At 41.0% G+C, this 15,279-nt stretch carries 18 protein-coding genes and 1 pseudogene; 2 read left to right on the forward strand and 17 right to left on the reverse strand.

Annotation, left to right across the window (positions count from 1 at the left end; all coding sequences use genetic code 11):
- The 9 genes and pseudogenes from FDK13_RS33665 to FDK13_RS36840 form a co-directional block, all read right to left on the reverse strand.
- Positions 1–377 (reverse strand): annotated as a pseudogene (locus FDK13_RS33665) (ISNCY-like element ISSydi1 family transposase); the annotation flags it as partial.
- A gap of 95 nt (positions 378–472) precedes the next feature.
- Entirely contained in the window at positions 473–2,464 is a 1,992-nt protein-coding gene (gene mobC / locus FDK13_RS33670; protein ID WP_137344410.1) for a conjugal transfer protein MobC, read from the reverse strand.
- A gap of 21 nt (positions 2,465–2,485) precedes the next feature.
- Entirely contained in the window at positions 2,486–3,784 is a 1,299-nt protein-coding gene (locus tag FDK13_RS33675) for a relaxase/mobilization nuclease domain-containing protein (RefSeq protein WP_137344411.1), read from the reverse strand.
- Entirely contained in the window at positions 3,772–4,017 is a 246-nt protein-coding gene (locus FDK13_RS33680) for a plasmid mobilization protein (protein WP_137344412.1), read from the reverse strand. Before FDK13_RS33680 ends, FDK13_RS33675 begins: the two co-directional genes overlap by 13 nt.
- A 1,083-nt stretch (positions 4,018–5,100) precedes the next feature.
- Positions 5,101–5,373 (reverse strand): BF3379 family histone-like protein, encoded by a 273-nt coding sequence (locus FDK13_RS36835; RefSeq protein WP_374756125.1) that lies wholly within the window; start codon positions 5,371–5,373, stop codon positions 5,101–5,103.
- Complete coding sequence (locus FDK13_RS33690) at positions 5,337–6,368, reverse strand: tyrosine-type recombinase/integrase (protein ID WP_137344413.1); 1,032 nt, start codon at positions 6,366–6,368, stop codon at positions 5,337–5,339. Before FDK13_RS33690 ends, FDK13_RS36835 begins: the two co-directional genes overlap by 37 nt.
- A 5-nt stretch (positions 6,369–6,373) precedes the next feature.
- Positions 6,374–7,333 carry a tyrosine-type recombinase/integrase gene (locus tag FDK13_RS33695; protein ID WP_137344414.1) on the reverse strand — a complete coding sequence of 320 codons (960 nt, stop codon included), beginning with the start codon at positions 7,331–7,333 and terminating at the stop codon, positions 6,374–6,376.
- Positions 7,314–8,591: a tyrosine-type recombinase/integrase gene (locus FDK13_RS33700; RefSeq protein WP_137344415.1), complete on the reverse strand. Its 1,278-nt coding sequence runs from the start codon at positions 8,589–8,591 to the stop codon at positions 7,314–7,316. The genes FDK13_RS33695 and FDK13_RS33700 overlap by 20 nt, the downstream gene beginning before the upstream one ends.
- A gap of 135 nt (positions 8,592–8,726) precedes the next feature.
- Positions 8,727–8,831: an Hc1-related histone H1-like protein gene (locus FDK13_RS36840; RefSeq protein ID WP_374756126.1), complete on the reverse strand. Its 105-nt coding sequence runs from the start codon at positions 8,829–8,831 to the stop codon at positions 8,727–8,729.
- Between the two features lie 666 nt (positions 8,832–9,497).
- Between FDK13_RS36840 and FDK13_RS33705 the strand changes: the two genes are divergently transcribed.
- Entirely contained in the window at positions 9,498–9,788 is a 291-nt protein-coding gene (locus FDK13_RS33705; RefSeq protein WP_137344416.1) for a hypothetical protein, read from the forward strand.
- 2 nt (positions 9,789–9,790) lie between these two features.
- The gene (locus FDK13_RS33710) at positions 9,791–10,261 is read left to right on the forward strand and encodes a hypothetical protein (RefSeq protein WP_137344417.1); all 471 of its coding nucleotides are present in this window, start codon (positions 9,791–9,793) and stop codon (positions 10,259–10,261) included.
- Between the two features lie 52 nt (positions 10,262–10,313).
- Here FDK13_RS33710 and FDK13_RS33715 read toward each other — a convergent pair whose 3' ends face one another.
- The 8 genes from FDK13_RS33715 to FDK13_RS33750 all read right to left on the reverse strand — a co-directional run bounded on the left by FDK13_RS33715 (position 10,314) and on the right by FDK13_RS33750 (position 15,268).
- Complete coding sequence (locus tag FDK13_RS33715; protein ID WP_137344418.1) at positions 10,314–10,817, reverse strand: DinB family protein; 504 nt, start codon at positions 10,815–10,817, stop codon at positions 10,314–10,316.
- Between the two features lie 346 nt (positions 10,818–11,163).
- Positions 11,164–11,958 carry a PRTRC system ThiF family protein gene (locus FDK13_RS33720; protein ID WP_137344419.1) on the reverse strand — a complete coding sequence of 265 codons (795 nt, stop codon included), beginning with the start codon at positions 11,956–11,958 and terminating at the stop codon, positions 11,164–11,166.
- Positions 11,955–12,671: a PRTRC system protein B gene (locus FDK13_RS33725; protein ID WP_137344420.1), complete on the reverse strand. Its 717-nt coding sequence runs from the start codon at positions 12,669–12,671 to the stop codon at positions 11,955–11,957. The genes FDK13_RS33720 and FDK13_RS33725 overlap by 4 nt, the downstream gene beginning before the upstream one ends.
- Positions 12,668–13,762, reverse strand: coding sequence for a hypothetical protein (locus FDK13_RS33730; RefSeq protein WP_137344421.1), 1,095 nt, complete (start codon positions 13,760–13,762; stop codon positions 12,668–12,670). The genes FDK13_RS33725 and FDK13_RS33730 overlap by 4 nt, the downstream gene beginning before the upstream one ends.
- 56 nt (positions 13,763–13,818) lie before the next feature.
- A complete protein-coding gene (locus FDK13_RS33735; RefSeq protein ID WP_137344422.1) occupies positions 13,819–14,037 on the reverse strand; it encodes a PRTRC system protein C in 219 nt (72 codons plus the stop codon).
- Between the two features lie 26 nt (positions 14,038–14,063).
- On the reverse strand, positions 14,064–14,576 hold the full coding sequence (locus tag FDK13_RS33740; RefSeq protein ID WP_137344423.1) for a PRTRC system protein E: 513 nt from the start codon (positions 14,574–14,576) through the stop codon (positions 14,064–14,066).
- 11 nt (positions 14,577–14,587) lie between these two features.
- A complete protein-coding gene (locus FDK13_RS33745) occupies positions 14,588–14,812 on the reverse strand; it encodes a hypothetical protein (protein WP_137344424.1) in 225 nt (74 codons plus the stop codon).
- Positions 14,813–14,854: 42 nt separating this feature from the next.
- Positions 14,855–15,268, reverse strand: a complete 414-nt coding sequence (locus tag FDK13_RS33750) for a hypothetical protein (protein ID WP_137344425.1) — start codon at positions 15,266–15,268, stop codon at positions 14,855–14,857.
- Positions 15,269–15,279: the final 11 nt, after the last annotated feature.

Consider the following 15,279-nt stretch of genomic DNA (forward strand, 5'->3'; position numbering starts at 1 on the left):
TTTATTGAGTGAAACCAATAATTTCTGCACGTTCTCTTCGGTGATTTTTGAAATATATTTCTGATATAACTGAAAGCTATAAGGGCGAACTACATCAATTTTTATAAATTGAGCACATATCCTGGAATCTGTTTGAGCATATTCCAATTCCCGGTAATCAAGACCTTTCAGCTCCTTATAAATCGCAGCACGGACAATTTGCTCAACACCGGGCATGTCTTGACGGCCAAAATCGCTCTGCTTACAGCCTTTTAATATGTCAGCGGACACAAGGGTCACCAAGCTTGGATGACCCTCTAAAAGCGCAAACTCAGGATTCCGAGACCAATCCGGGCGCTCAAATTTATCAGAAATTCTTCAAACAGTTTCATCTTCATAAACTAAAGATACAAAGAAAAATCCAAATTCGATAGTTTAATTAACTATATTACAGACAGTTGAAGTTTATAGACAGACTCTAATTAATACTACCTCATCTTTTCCCCTTTTTAACAACAAGATGCTCCAAAGCCGGATCATGCAGAATACGTTCCAACTCATAAGTAACGATATCTTTCACATCCTCTTTAATTTGAATATAATTACGCTGAACCATAGAAGTGTCGATGGTGCGAAAAACTGGAATTTCCCTATAAGATTCCTGCTCCTGCTGCAAAGCTTTGTGATCATTGATGATCTCGCAATGAAAGGTCTTCAATTCAATTTTTTGCTGCGGATCATCGGCCACCATACCGACAAATTCTCCTGAGCTAAGTGCCGATATTTTCGAAGCAGGAATCGCCGCGTCAAACTGTTTGGATCTACTGATAGATGTATCAGTACGGTTAATGGAATAACTGGTGCGGTCCTGCATGATTTTCCCGAAACGTTCACTGAGCTGTTTGGCGGTATCCCCCATCACCTGACCTGAAATAATATTCCCTACAATATTCATAATTACATCTGCCTGCTCTTTCCCGTAATCTTTTCTAAGCTGCGAGGCATCCTGAATTCCGAGCGTGGTCGAGACCTTATTGGATCTTGCAGTAGCAATCAGACTATCCATATTACCAAGATAAATGGTCGGAAACTCATCGAATATCAGGCTGCTTTTAAGCCTGCCCTTCTGGTTCACAAGTTTAATAAGACGGGTAACATAAAGTGAAAGCACAGCCCCGTATATTTGAATTTTCTGAGGATTATTTCCCATACAAACAATCTTGGGCTGCTCGGGATTGTTAATATCCATGGTAAAGTCATTACCCGACAGCACATAATAAAGCTGTGGGGATGAGAGCCTTGCTAACGCTATTTTAGCGGAGGCAATCTGACCTTCCAGCTGCTCCATGGCATCATTCAGGTAAGCGGTGATGAACGGATTTATCAGCACTTCAATCTCCTTTTCTGTCCTTAAAATCGTAAAAAGATCTTTGTATTCTACCTGCATTAATTCAATTACGTGCGGAAGACTGCAAAACTGGCCATCCTGATACTTTCGCAAATACCAGATTATCGCTGTTAGAAAATTGATCGGAGATTCTACGAAGAAATCACCTTGTCTTTTAACCCACTCACGGTTGAGGCCCATCAGTATCGTTCGCGCAGATTCAGCGGCATCGGTGATATCAATCATACTGGCATGATCCAACGGATTACAACGGTGAGATCGGGTCAGATCATCAAAGTTGATGGCGTAAAACTGTGGAGGAATTTTGTAATTACCCTTATTTTTAAGCCAGCTGTTGTAGGCAATCACAGATAAATCCGGCATTTTAAAATCATACACAAACATGCAAAATCCTTTGGCAATATGTTGTGTAATAATATGGCGAATAACGAAATAAGACTTTCCGGCACCAGGTGAACCGAGCACCAAAAGTCCGCGAAAAGGGTTGATAACATTGATCCAACTCTTTCGAAATTTATTTTTAAGTTGGTATCTGGCGGGAAGATTAATGGAGTATTCGTTTTCTAAAAGGCTCTCGTGCTGCGGAAAGGTTTCGTTCTCTTTGTTGAATATATCATCGTTATTAATATTTAAATAGATTACTCTGCTGACAAGTGTCCCCCCGGTTAAAACCACAATAAAACCAACGGAAGCTGTGCTGATATAAAGGATAGAAATTAACTTAACGGAAACATTTAAATTTAGTAACAGACCGCTCACAAAGTATAATAGCAGCCCAGTACCGATATAAACAAGTCCGGTTTTCACACTTAGTTTTTCCTGTTTCTTGCCCTTCACTCCGATCAGTGAAATCGCTAAAAAACAAAGGGCGACGATCTTGGATTTATTAAAAGAAGAGAACAATCCAGTCTTTACAATGTTGTCTAATATTTTGTCACTTAAAGGTGAAACCAGTTTCCACTGACCGAAGGCGGCATAACAATAGTAATAAAAATGAAGTGCTATAATAGCAACGGCGAGCATTCTGGTCATATCCAGGATCTTCCCTAGTGCCTGCTGGTTTTCTGATGTTTGCATGGCGATAGAAGTTTAAAATGATTACTGGCTGATATTTTTTTTACGTTTTTTTCTTCTGGATTTCCGAAGCTGCCAGGGCGTGAGCGAATCGTCTGAAAGCGGCGTGAATAAATCTTCAAGCAATGGATCTGAGGATTTATTACTTTCAGGATTTGCATTGAAATCAAAGCTGGCAAAACTGCCAACGCTCTCCTGCAACTTGATGTCACTGGCCTCAGATGACTGTTTTTTATCCAGTTTTTTTGCTGTTGTCTGCAAGGCTGTATTCTTTTGTCCGATCCGGTCCAGAATCCCTTTGGCACTGTATTCTTTACCTAAAACACTACCGTTAAAGACACATTTTGTCCGGTGATCCACATAGGTAATTCCGTAAACAAGTCCGGTGGGACTCTTTCTTAATACTACTTTAACACCTTCCTTTTCCAAAGAAAGCATCAGATCTTCAAGGCTTTGCCCCTGCCCTCTTACCAAAATCAAATCGATGCTGTTTTTGAGTTTGGCACGGTGCTTTAAGCGATCGGTTTCACCCGCAGCAAACTGGTTTTGCAGGAATTTCAACGTAGGTCTGAAATGAAAATCACTGGCCTTAATGCTCGCCCCTGCCCTGTTCCCGTTTGCATCAAGTGCATAGTAAACCAGTCCCTGATTTCTATAAATACGTGAGTCTTCCATGCCGCCATCTGCCATAATATTGTACTGCTTGAGAACTGCATTCAGCTCCGGTAATGATGTATATCTATAGCTTTCAAGCACAGAGGAAAGCACATTTGAAATGGCCCTTTTAGTGTCTGATTTACCATATTCTACCTTTTGCAGGTTCACCGGCTTTAGCTCAAAAGACTGGCCTTTTCGTCCATCTGCTTTGATAAGCCCGAACTGGTTTTCGATCTCCCTGCGTGCTTTCGATGACTGGTTTCTTCCAATGTTATGCAGGTTAATACTGCTGCCGTCCGCCCGTATAGTCGTTGAGACCACGTGCAGATGTGGATGACCGGAATCGTTGTGTTCATAGAGTAGATAAGGCTGGTTTGCAAATCCAATCTTATCTAAATACAAAGCCGCAATTTGCTTCAAATCCTCTTTGGCAATATGTTCTCCGGGGGCAAAGTTTAGCGATACATGGAAGTGGTTTACCTTTACCCTCTGATTTAATTTCGCCCTGTTTTCAAGTCTTGCAAGCCGCTGTTTGAATGTTAAATCCTCCGGATCTTTTGGGTAATAGCCTGCATCCAGAAGCACGGCAACCTGACGCTCGACCTTCCTTTCATTGTAGTTAACAGCTTCCCTCAGACTGCTCCCCTGATGGATCACAGCAACCATTTGTCCGCCATTTTTTTGATAAATTCCTGAGCCTGCTGCATCTGTCTGGCGAGCTCTCTTCTTTCCAGCTCATAGCTGACCAACCAGTGCTCAAACTCTTTAATTTTACTCAGGGTGTGGAGTCTTTTTACTGCCTGATTAAAGTTGTTACCGACCGCACTCAACCCATTTTTCAGCCCGATTAATTCCTCCATGAAAGCGTCCATTGATGCATCCCGGTAGCTTCCAATCATCAGCTTACACTGTAATTTTTTGCGTACAAAATCACTTAACTTAAGATCAGTTGTCAACGCGAACTACTCCTGAATTTGCTCATATTCTTTGTCTGTCAGCCGCAGGTGCAGCCATTTGTTTCGGTTGTTGTTTTCCTCTTTCATCACATTTCATTTTCACGTTCAACAATCATTTATTTATCCTTCAATACCTATAAAATTTCAATCGCCACACGAGTTCCGAGTGTTTTTCGCGATGACCTCCGCGGCGCGGACAGATTCCGTTGGATCCTCCAAGGCGCGTTTTTCCGCGGATTGGTGATACAACGGTACATCTGGACAACCACGGGAAAGCAGGTGGTTTCAGCCTTCCGGAAAGCTTCCAGAAATTTTTGGTTTTTGTGACCTCTGCTAACGATTATTAAATTCTCTATGCTTTTAAAGACTGCATCAATAGGTTAGTGAAAGCGCCTTCGTAGCTTAGCTCGCAGGCAGAATAATGCTTCATTAAATCGGGAACAGGTTAGGAAATCTCAGCTAAAAAATCATGATTGTAAACAACATTTCTTTTTTCTAAAACTGACCTTTCGCTAGAAATTCCTTCCATATTTCTATCTCTCAAAACCGTCTTCACAAACAAGTCTAATGGTTACTGTGATACGAAAATAAAAAGATGAAATTAGAAAACCGCAACCCATTTAAACTCTAAATAGGTCGATTAACACTTAGAGGAGAAGGGATTGGCCATGAAATTACCGAATCACGGTAACTCTTCGCGGTCACAAACAACCCCAACAATAGAACCAAAGATTCATGTAAAATTCCGGGAGTGAACAGGCAGAAAAAAACAACTCCGTCTGTATTTTCCCTAATCATCAGACCACTATTAAACTTTGGCACGATGCGACCGTAAGTTTGGGCCGCTTATAACCCTGAACACATCAGGTTATACCATGGATTATTCCGTAACATTTTGCAATGCAGAAACGTGACAGATTTACCACACTCATTCGCGTCACAGTTTGAAACGAAAGGAATTAAAAACAAAAAAGCAAATCCCGGTCGTTAACCAGGATTTGCCCGTAAAAATAGCTTGAAAACTATTTAATTCACTTCACTTTTCTTCTCTGTAACCTCTTGACGGATTTCCTGCGCAAGAACTTTCAGCTCCTGCATCACGCCGCGGACTCTTGTTCCGGCAGCTTTGTTATTATGTAAATGTTTACATAATAACAATAATGTAAACAATATAATTATGTAAAGAAACTGCTGTTTTAAAGTTTTATAAACATAAAAGGGGTGTTCAAAATAGCTGGACACCCCTTTTCTAAATCGCAACTTTACATAATTTTGGGATTCGTCATAAACTTTAGCCATTCCTTAAGCGAAGTATTTTTCACCCAAAGAGCTTCTTCCGGTGGCACTATTTCTTTACTTGCAGCCTCAATCGCCGTCATTCGACGAGACGCAGATAGTTTTGCGTAGATTTCGGTCGTCTGGACGCTGGAATGGCCCAAAAAGTCCCTGATTATGATTAGATCCGTTTCATTTTCAACCATTGCCATAGCCATAGAATGCCTTATTTTGTGTGGGCTGCAATCGCTTGGTACCAGCGTGGGGTCTATTTTTCTCGCCACCTTTGCATACTTGGATAAAAGGTGGTTAATACCCTGCCTTGTGAATCTTTCATTAGAATGGTTTACAAAAACATATCTGTCAAGATTTTGAGGAAGCATTGAACAGTTTTCTTCTAAATATTTTTCAAGAACAGATGATAAGTGCCGTACTATAGGCACATGTCTTACTTTGCCTCCCTTGCCAAATATTACTATGTGTTTTGGCGCACTCAATGACACATCCCGTCCTCTTATCTCAATTAATTCACTAACCCTTACGCCAGTAGCATATAGCAATGTAAACATTGTAAAGTCCCTTCTTCCAGCCTGGGAAGTTCTGTTGATCTGCGACAGTAGCAGTTTTATTCCTTCAGGCTTGAGGTAGGAGATCTCTTTTGACTGAGATTTCTTCAATTTAATATTCTGGATTTGTATTGCAGTATCGATGCATTCAGGGTAGTCGTATTTCAAAAAGGTAGCCAAACCTTTAAACACAGCGAGCCGTTGGTTCCGAGTTGCTGTTGATACTTTTCTCTCGCATTCCAGCCAGGAAAGAAAGGATTGGATGTGTTGGTGGTCAATATGTTTAAGTTCAATCTTTTCGGGTTTTATCCGAAGGCTATTTTCCATAAAATCAATAAACTGGATAAAAGCATACCGATAGGTTTCTATTGTTCGTTCCGAGCAGCCACGGTCATTAATCAGATAGTCGCGGAAATAACGGTGGACCGCACTTGCAAAATCAGTTCTTTTCATAGCGGTTATTTTTCAAATATTTCATCAAGGTTCTTTTCGAATTTCTCTTTAAGGTATGGATACATACTCGTGGTCAAACGTAAATAGCGTTCCGTAGAGTAGATGTTATAATGCCCTAGATACACAGACAAAATTGGAAGAGCAACGTACATATCCTCTCCCGAATCTATCATTTGCTTGAATGCCTTCACGGCGAAAGTATGTCGCCAGTCGTGAACACGTTTCCCGTAGCGTCCACTTCCCTTGTTCGGTATGCCTGCATATTGGAGGATTTTATGATGTATTTCACTAACCGACGAAGCAGAAATATATTTTTGCCGAACAGATGTGAATATGTAGTCATTATCTACTAAAGCATAGAATGTTTTATCTGCAAAAGATCTCATAAGGGTCAATAAGCTGTCGGACATGACCACGTACCTCTGTTTTGAATTTTTCGTTTCCGACAGCCTTATAATACCCGAATCCAGATCAACATCCTTCCTTAGAATTTTGATCGTTTCAGTAATTCTGGTTCCACAGCATAGCATGATCCTGAACAAGACGGGTAACTGGATCTTATGTTTACGGTCTTTACCCGATTCGTATGAATCCAATGCCCTGAAGTATTTATCAATTTCTTCATCCGTATAAATATGAGGTGTGAAATTTGATTTAGGGTGCTTGATATCTTTTATCTGAACCACTGGAAAACCTTGTATGAAAAGATATTCAAAGAATCTTTTTGTAATATTGATTCTATCATATTGTGTTGCAACGGATTCGTCTTCAGAACGCTGTTTCCATTTGATTGCCTGGTCTCTGGAGAACGAAATCTCGGTAAGCCCTTCTTGAAGAAAGAAAACATCGAGTTTCTTTAGATGAAAAAAGTCAGGGTACATATATTTTACGCCACCGTTTTCTCTAAAATCCAGGAAAAGAGAAATGTGGTTGGCAAAAACCGAATTAAAGATAGGCCTGCTCATTTCCAACCTCCTTTCCAATATTGCTGTAATATAAACTATGCAGATCGGGGATTTGTAAACTACATTTCCGCAAGCGTTCAAAATCTATCTGGAGGTATGTTTTGGTGGTCTCTGAACAGGAATGGCCCATGGCCATACCTATAACGTAGTATCCGGTTCCGCGTTTTAGTAGATTCGAGGCAAAGCTATGCCGCAGAGAATGTGGGCCATGCTTTTTTTCTCTCCAATTAATAATGGTGGACGCCTTAAAAGCCGACTCTACAATAGAATAAATCCCACTGGATGTAATCTGGTCACCCTTTCGCTTGCTGTCATGCCGAACAATGATGACATCCTTCCCCCCTTGGGGCCGACCATGCTTCAAATAGTCTATAATCGCATTGCCAACGGATGGGATAAGGGGATAGGATATTGGGACATCCGTTTTTTGCTGGTTGAAGGATATCTTATTAGATTCCCAATCAATATGCTTAAGGCCTATACTCCTTATATCCGAAGCCCTCATTCCGTATTCTGCGGCCAGGAGCAGGATGAGATAATCTCTTTTTCCCAAAGATGTGCTCCTGTCTACTGATAGAAGCAGGTTTTTGATCTCTTCTTCGGTGTAAGTTGTGGGTAGTTTTGAACCGTGATGGATATGTGGCTCCTTAAGTATGAATGTTGACAGATCTCCTTTTGTAATTCCGGAACTGTGCAGAAACCGGTAAATATTGCGCAGAACTGCCTTGTACCTTATTCGGTTGGATTTTGATTCGGATGCAATAAAGTCTTCGAAATTTGAGGTAGACACTTCTCCGAAATGAAAACCTCTTTCACATAAAAATGTATCGTACCTCAGGGCTATGCGCTTATGGCTATCCAATGTATTTGGCGCTAGCTTTAAACTCACCGTGCACCATTCTATATATTTGCTGAAGACTTCCCCGAGGTTCGTTTTAAGAGATTTTTCAATTGGTGGGGTATAATTCTCAAAATCTTCGTTGCGGTATATCGACAAGAGCATTCTGACAACCCGGAGCCTCCTTTTTTGTTCTGATGTTAAGGCGGGGCTTAGATAGCGCGTACCTATAACCTCATCACAAAACCGTAATGCATTTTCCTCATTAAACTCTTTAAGGTCGTTTTTCTCCCACCATTGCTGAATAGCTCGACATCCCCGTGAATAGTCTTTAATGGTTCCTTTGTAATAATCTCTGTCAACCAATTCGGCAAGATATGCCTCGATAACATCTGAGATTTTTTTAATCTTTTTGTCCATAATTACTTGATTTATATTTAGCAAATCCTAAATCTAAACCAAATAATTATGTAAAGACGGTACATAAATAATGGGTGTCCGAAATAGCCGGACACCCATTATTTATGTTTATGAAACTTTAAAACAGCAGTTTCTTTACATAATTATATTGTTTACATTATTGTTACCCTTCTCATAAAACGCTAAGAAGTCCGCTTCTGCACCTTCGACCAGTTGCTTTACTTTTTGAAATTTTTCCATAGTGGCGATAATTAGAATAAATGAATATTTGACTTGACAGGCGTAAAACTATGCTTTTTTTTCTAAACGAACTTAAACGGCCTGACGTCTTAACACATGAAAAACTTCCGAAAAACTACTTTCCTGATCTAATCTCAGACTCAGACAATAAATTGGCGACTTGCGAGCAGATTTCCTTTTTGGATATAAACACCTCATTTATATAATAATAAAAATAAATAAGTAGAACCAATACGGCATTAAATGCAAGTACCAGTGCCGATGGCATACTTACTAATTCATAAATATCATCAATGTCTGAGGTTATTTTTAAAATATTCAAAAGAAGGAGATCCCTTTCATAGAGGGCACTGAAAAAGTCCGTTTAATTAAATTACGAAAATGGGGAAGTTCATAAATCGTGAACTTCCCCATTTTCTTTGACTTGTATGACGTTTTTTTAACCCAGATTCGGTATAGTCGATTCTAAAAGCGTCAATTTCAATTATTACATTACCTTTTTTATATCGTTTGTTTTCAAGGTACTTTTTCAGTGCCCTCCTTTCATAAGGCGTAATTCTACAAATAGCTATCACATTAAATCACCTGTTTAAACTCTAAATAGGTGATTTTGAAAAGCATATTTTAAATTTGTCATTGTGAAGTTGGAATTTTAAATGTGAAGAGATGGCTACTACAATTGATATTGCACTGATCTATGATACGGTGCTTGCAAGTCCCGGCATGAGCGAAAATGTGAAAATCAACCTGAGTGTTTCCAGAAAAACAGTATTGTTATTGACCCAGACCATTGAGAAAGGTTTACAAGCATTTCAAATGAACGAGCAAGGTTCTAATTTTTCTGAATTTGCTGGAAAACAATCCTTGGCAGAACTGGATGGAATTATTTCAGACTGCCTGCAAAAAGCGGGTCTTACCGAGCTGAATGAAAAACTGAAAACTTTAAACGCCCAATAGCTATGGAAGAAAGCAATAGAAATGTGCTGACCTGGAATCAGGCACTTGACAAAGGCTTTAACCCGTCTGACTATCCCTTTCAAACAGAAGCGGTACCACTGGGAGAATTCCCAGCAACACTGGACTTTAAAATCTGGGCTAAAAAAATCATGGGAATCAGTTGCTTTTTTACCAAGCAGGAGGATCAGACAAAATTTCAATTGACGGTATATCGAAGAAGAAGTGATCGACAATACATGCTTGAAAGCTGTGATTCAGATATTGACTTTTCCACGTGCCCGGTCAATGAAAATTACCATATTGAGATGGCTGTGAATGGGAAAGGAAACATTTCGTTTAAAAATACAGCCTTATTTAATCGCGCGATTTCCCAGCCAAATAAAATGACTGAGACAACAATAAAACTTCTGCCGGAGTTACATTATAATGTGCCGACACTCCTTTTCAAACCTTCGTATAATCTTGAAAAATGATTTTTGATAAAATGGGACAGGCCTGTTTTTGCTTCCAGAGACGTGAGTAAAATCAGAAACTGTAAATGCCTTCGATCTGTTTAAAATGATTAATGTCATGGCCTGCATAATACGTCGCAATATCCTGAATTGATTCCTTACCTCTCTCGGCATGGATTCCATAGTACTGCCACTGTTCTGAATTTAAGCATTCAAACAAAGACAAGTTCCATTGTCGAAGTTCACGAAATAATCGTAAAGATGATTCCATTTGCATAGATTTATACTTTCCATGCTGTGCCCACTTATCCTGATCGAATGCCTGAATAACAGTACCAGGATCACTAAGAATTAATCTGATACGGTAAGCACCTACCAGTTCGTCATCGGCCAGATGGGCAACAATCTCTCTGACGGACCATTTATTCAAAGAGGGACGGACTGATAGTATGTCAGCAGGTATTCGTTTTACATAAGATTCCAGTTTATCCGGCATTGCAGTCTGAAGATCAAGAATATTTTGACCTTCTATATAACCAAGTATCCGTATTTTATAGTCTTGAAAGGATTCAGTCATCACAACAGATTTCAATAATTATTTAGCCTTAAATATTTATAATTCTGATCATTAAATTCTTACCGAGAGTAATATTCCGATAACTTAGCTCTAATCTTCCTTTACAGAGTCAAAGTAAGTAAATCATAAATCATTTCAAATATACATCCTGTTTATATGGATGCACTATCTTGAAAGTAGCTTCGGGCGGAGTAAAATAATAATGCGCCGACGCTCTTTTTATCAAAACTTTTGTATAATCTTTAAAAATGCCATTTGATAAAAAGAGCTAGACCGATTTTCGGCTTTCCGGTTTTGCCCCCAGCGATGGGGGTAAAACCGGAAAGCCATTTTTTCTCGATCTTTGTCAAACTTTAACAGGGGTACATTTAAAGTCTTTCAAATTCATAAAAAAGCCTCTATTCTCCGTAAATCCCTGCCTAAAAAGGTTCCAAAGTAGACTGGCGGCCATATTGGCAAGCGTTGAATTAATAAAAAGATCCTGCTTTTCAAGTGCTTCGGCAAGCGAACAGCTTGGGGTGTTGTCCTCTTTTTCAGATTTTGTCAACAGCTGACTATACTCTTCTGTAATCATGGGAAGTTCTGAAACTGTTTTGTAGACCTTGGAAACAGGTTGTTTGATCTGGCTAATCGTCGAAAGAATAACCTGACCTGTATTTTGTGAATTCCCGCAGTCTATCCAGTATAGGGGCTTATCACGGTTGTAACGGTTTTGTTCTGCTACGAATTTAAGCACTTTGGCAATTCCAAAGCGGGCTGAGGCCGTATCCACGCAGCTGATATAGATGTTAGCGCCTTTTAAAGGATCAGATAATGAGTAATCAAAACGCCGTGGAACCGCTTTCCAGTTGCTGCCAAAGAAGCGGCTAATACGGTTTGTCAATGCCACAGCTTTGTTTAGTCCAAGTTCTGAACCTGCAAAAAGCTGCCTGCCCAGATTGGCTTCCGTAATAATATCATCATCAAAAACAGCTACTTGCAGTCCTGCATGGTTAAGCGCTATCAGTGAATGATTGATCCTTGCAAGGGCAGTCAGCATTTGGCTGCCAGTCCCACCCGCCCCGATCAGGTTAACAGTAAGCGGGTGTGAAGGATTGATCAGGTAATTGTCCGTAAAATGAACGGCTGTTTGGGTATTCATGGCAATAGGTCTTTAAGGGTTAAACCTGTTTTGATAAGCTTTGCTACCGGGAATTGACAACCCGTCTGAATCTGGTTTTTCCAGAGCTGCACAACAGGTTCTTTAACCGGACTTTGCCCTTCGATCAGGTGACTGAAATAGGAACCGAAAAAATACTGCTGCCAACGGCTTATGAAATCTTCAAGGTTATTATGGTTTTCCACATCAACCGTTACTGTTCCCATGCATACGCGCCCGTCAGGATGGATGTTGAAAAAGGGCGCTTTGTAAAGGACTGTCTTTTCTGATCGTGTGTTTGGGCTTTTGAGCGCGTACACATACAGATTTTTCACGGATGCCTTCCAAACCATTGCCGGAATGTTTGCTTTACCATTTGGAATACCTAAACTGTCACAAAAAAGAAAGTCTTGTTTCTGGGCAGGCGTATGCCACACCGCGCAGCCATCACCCGCCGGATTGATATGCAGGATATTTTGGGGCATCAGTCCCTTCGGCGTGAGAAAACGGCGCGTGAGCTGACTACCCGAGTCCAAGGTTTTGGCAAGTGACTGGCTTTCCTTGACGCTCAAAGGATGGGCATTTACCGGATGCCCGCTCTCGTCCATCTCATAGGCTTCTACATAAAAGCCATTTGGGTTGGTACTGCTTTGATAGAGTACCAGAGCCTTTTTGGGAAAATAAAGTTCTCCGAAATGTGCTGTGATGTCTTTCACGGGATCTCATTTAAAAGGTTGCATACATTACGGATCAGGGCAAAAAGCCTTTTTTCAAAGTTCAAACCATCCGTTAAATCGGTAGTGGTTGCACCGTCATAAATTGTCCAAATCACAGGCTCCTGTATCGTGCTGCACTCATTGAAGTCGTTATTGACCATTTCTGTCATCTGCTCAAAGAGCCAACCGCTGCTGTCTGCTATGAAAGAGATATATTGCTGCGGCCTGATATAGCATTCTTCGCTGTCATTTTCCCGGCCAAAATCCTCCATCTTATCAAAAACCGTTCTTTTGGGATACCGTAAAAAGAGCCCGTATGCCTCGTTGGCCATAGCATAACACCTGTTTTCAAAATCACCGGAAGGAATAAACCCTTGCAGTCTTTTTTCAAAGCCTTTTAAATGTTTCTTACGGACAATAAGTGTTTTAATGCTTTCTCCTATCTGTGCAGCCTCTTCCAGTTCTTTCATATTTTCTAAAAATTCAGACTGCTCCCACCCTTCGGGTTCCTCTGTAAGCCATTCTTCAATCATCTGGTAGAGCCAGTACAGATAACTGCTCTGATCGCGGTAAAAGGGTATCTTTACAATCTGGTACAGATAGGCACATACGGATAAAATCAATGCTGCGCACGGCTGTGTGTCCGTGTGTGTCAAAAGCCTGTGCAGGGGCACAACCGGAATGTAAAACAAAGTGGAGCCGGTATCAAAAACCGTTTTGGTAGCCAGAACGGTTTTATTCTTTTTTTGAACTATCAACAGTTTCGTATGCGGGTTTGCGTTTTCAATTTTCAGACTTGCGTGCCAGTGCGCCAGAAGCACATTGTACGGATAGGCTTTATCTGCTCTATCTACTGGCTCAAAATGATAAGCCTTTGCAAGATTGGAAAGCGAGCTAAAAAAATCCCTTTCTATGTTTCTGCCGTTTGGCATGATGGATTCGTCGACACTGCAAAGCGGCAGAAAACGGCGGCTTAAAAAATCATGGGTAGAAGGCTCAGTGGCGCGCTGACTGCTTTGTCTTTCTGCGCCGCGTCCCGTAAACGGTTCAGCTCTGCTGAAAACCGTGCGATGTTGTGGTATAGCTTGCATAAATCTTGATTTTCGGGCGGTGTGATCCTGCCCGCCGTTTTGATTATTTTCATGTTTTAGCCTTTTGTTCCGATCACGGAAGTAAAAGTATACTGGACGGTATCATCTGTAATAACCGGCCCCGAGACGGTGGCCGTAGTCAGGATAGGATAAGTAGCGCAGTAAAAGTTGAGTACAGCCTGCGGACTGAAGGATACCTCGGGGTCGGAAAGCTGAATTTTCTGGCCTTTGCCTTCCATGATAAAGACCCTTAGCAAATGGTTTGTGGTTAACATAGCTGATTTGGTTTAATGGGTTTTACCTAAAATAATTGCGGCTGACTGAATTTGGCGGTCAGTTCCGCGCGGCGTTTGCGGATGATTTCCGCTTTGCCCTCAAATTCGCCCGGATCAGGGAGTTTGATAAAAGCCTCCCTGAATTTACCTTCGGCTGTAAGTGCATCAACTGTTTTCATCGCTGCATCATACTTAATGGTTTTTTCTGCCTGCTCTTTTTGCTGCCTGGTCTGCTCTGCCTTCGCCATTTGAGACTGTTTTTCAGCCTGATCCTTCTGAACCATAAAGGCTTCCATGTTGCTAAACAAAGCTGCGGTTTGTTGTACCGGTGAGGTAAGCGCAGTAAAAAACCCTTCGTCAAGTTCTGGCACTGTGCCTTTCAGGATGATGGGCGGCACGAGTTTCGCCGCTTCATCGCCGCATGTACTGCTAAAAAGTACGGATACCATCAGTTTGTTATCCTGTAAGGGTTTCACTGTGATTTGCCACTGGCCGCTACTGGCAAGAGCGGTCAGGTTTTGAAAGAATTCCGTTTTCATGTTTTTACAGTTTAAATGACATTATCAGGTTCGTTCTTTTGAGCAGTAGAATCCACATCAGACCTAAGCTTCAAGAGCTTGGTATGCAGGTCTGCCCAGTAGATTTTCAATTCATCATCCTGTTTACCGAACTCTGCATCCGTATGCCGGTAATCTTTAAATAAGGCTGCCTGTATTATGGCTGCGGGTAAATCCGTTACCGCTATCATTTGACCTTTGTTATCTATAATGCGCATGGCCGGTAATTGAGATGTAAAAAAATGTTGTTTTAGTGGTTTTCAGTCTTCTTCTGCCAATGCTTCCAAATGAAATGCGGGTTCGCCTGCTATGGTAAAATGATACTCATTCGCTGTAATTGTTTCCGCTACGCTTTGCTCACTGGTCAAAAATTCACACTCTATTTGCAGGCTTTTATACAAATAATCGTTAAGCGTTTCCGCCGTCTTTTGAAACCAGTTTTCCAGATATGAAAAGGCACTCTCAATGTTGGGAAAGTTCCTGAATGAATTGTAATTCCAATCCAGACAGGCTGCAATACCCGTGCTGCTTCTGTGGGCGTTGACGTTTGCTGAAACATCAATAACTCCTTTTTTGATCAGAGAAATAAGACGATCAGACACATCCGGCGCATTTATATCCAGGTCAGATTCAGGCATTAACTCGCTCCAAGCCAGTTCCTTAACAGCTTCCATGAGTTTCACAA

The sequence above is a fragment of the Dyadobacter frigoris genome, from assembly GCF_005280585.1.
Classification (GTDB): Bacteria; Bacteroidota; Bacteroidia; order Cytophagales; family Spirosomataceae; genus Dyadobacter; species Dyadobacter frigoris.

Bases quoted from the DNA above. Each gene is read 5' to 3' on its own strand.
- mobC (WP_137344410.1), bottom strand. From the start codon at position 2,464: ATGCAAACATCAGAAAACCAGCAGGCACTAGGGAAGATCCTGGATATG.
- FDK13_RS33675 (WP_137344411.1), bottom strand. From the start codon at position 3,784: ATGGTTGCTGTGATCCATCAGGGGAGCAGTCTGAGGGAAGCTGTTAAC.
- FDK13_RS33680 (WP_137344412.1), bottom strand. From the start codon at position 4,017: ATGATTGGAAGCTACCGGGATGCATCAATGGACGCTTTCATGGAGGAA.
- FDK13_RS36835 (WP_374756125.1), bottom strand. From the start codon at position 5,373: ATGGCTAAAGTTTATGACGAATCCCAAAATTATGTAAAGTTGCGATTT.
- FDK13_RS33690 (WP_137344413.1), bottom strand. From the start codon at position 6,368: ATGAAAAGAACTGATTTTGCAAGTGCGGTCCACCGTTATTTCCGCGAC.
- FDK13_RS33695 (WP_137344414.1), bottom strand. From the start codon at position 7,333: ATGAGCAGGCCTATCTTTAATTCGGTTTTTGCCAACCACATTTCTCTT.
- FDK13_RS33700 (WP_137344415.1), bottom strand. From the start codon at position 8,591: ATGGACAAAAAGATTAAAAAAATCTCAGATGTTATCGAGGCATATCTT.
- FDK13_RS36840 (WP_374756126.1), bottom strand. From the start codon at position 8,831: ATGGAAAAATTTCAAAAAGTAAAGCAACTGGTCGAAGGTGCAGAAGCG.
- FDK13_RS33705 (WP_137344416.1), top strand. From the start codon at position 9,498: ATGGCTACTACAATTGATATTGCACTGATCTATGATACGGTGCTTGCA.
- FDK13_RS33710 (WP_137344417.1), top strand. From the start codon at position 9,791: ATGGAAGAAAGCAATAGAAATGTGCTGACCTGGAATCAGGCACTTGAC.
- FDK13_RS33715 (WP_137344418.1), bottom strand. From the start codon at position 10,817: ATGACTGAATCCTTTCAAGACTATAAAATACGGATACTTGGTTATATA.
- FDK13_RS33720 (WP_137344419.1), bottom strand. From the start codon at position 11,958: ATGAATACCCAAACAGCCGTTCATTTTACGGACAATTACCTGATCAAT.
- FDK13_RS33730 (WP_137344421.1), bottom strand. From the start codon at position 13,762: ATGCAAGCTATACCACAACATCGCACGGTTTTCAGCAGAGCTGAACCG.
- FDK13_RS33735 (WP_137344422.1), bottom strand. From the start codon at position 14,037: ATGTTAACCACAAACCATTTGCTAAGGGTCTTTATCATGGAAGGCAAA.
- FDK13_RS33740 (WP_137344423.1), bottom strand. From the start codon at position 14,576: ATGAAAACGGAATTCTTTCAAAACCTGACCGCTCTTGCCAGTAGCGGC.
- FDK13_RS33745 (WP_137344424.1), bottom strand. From the start codon at position 14,812: ATGCGCATTATAGATAACAAAGGTCAAATGATAGCGGTAACGGATTTA.
- FDK13_RS33750 (WP_137344425.1), bottom strand. From the start codon at position 15,268: ATGGAAGCTGTTAAGGAACTGGCTTGGAGCGAGTTAATGCCTGAATCT.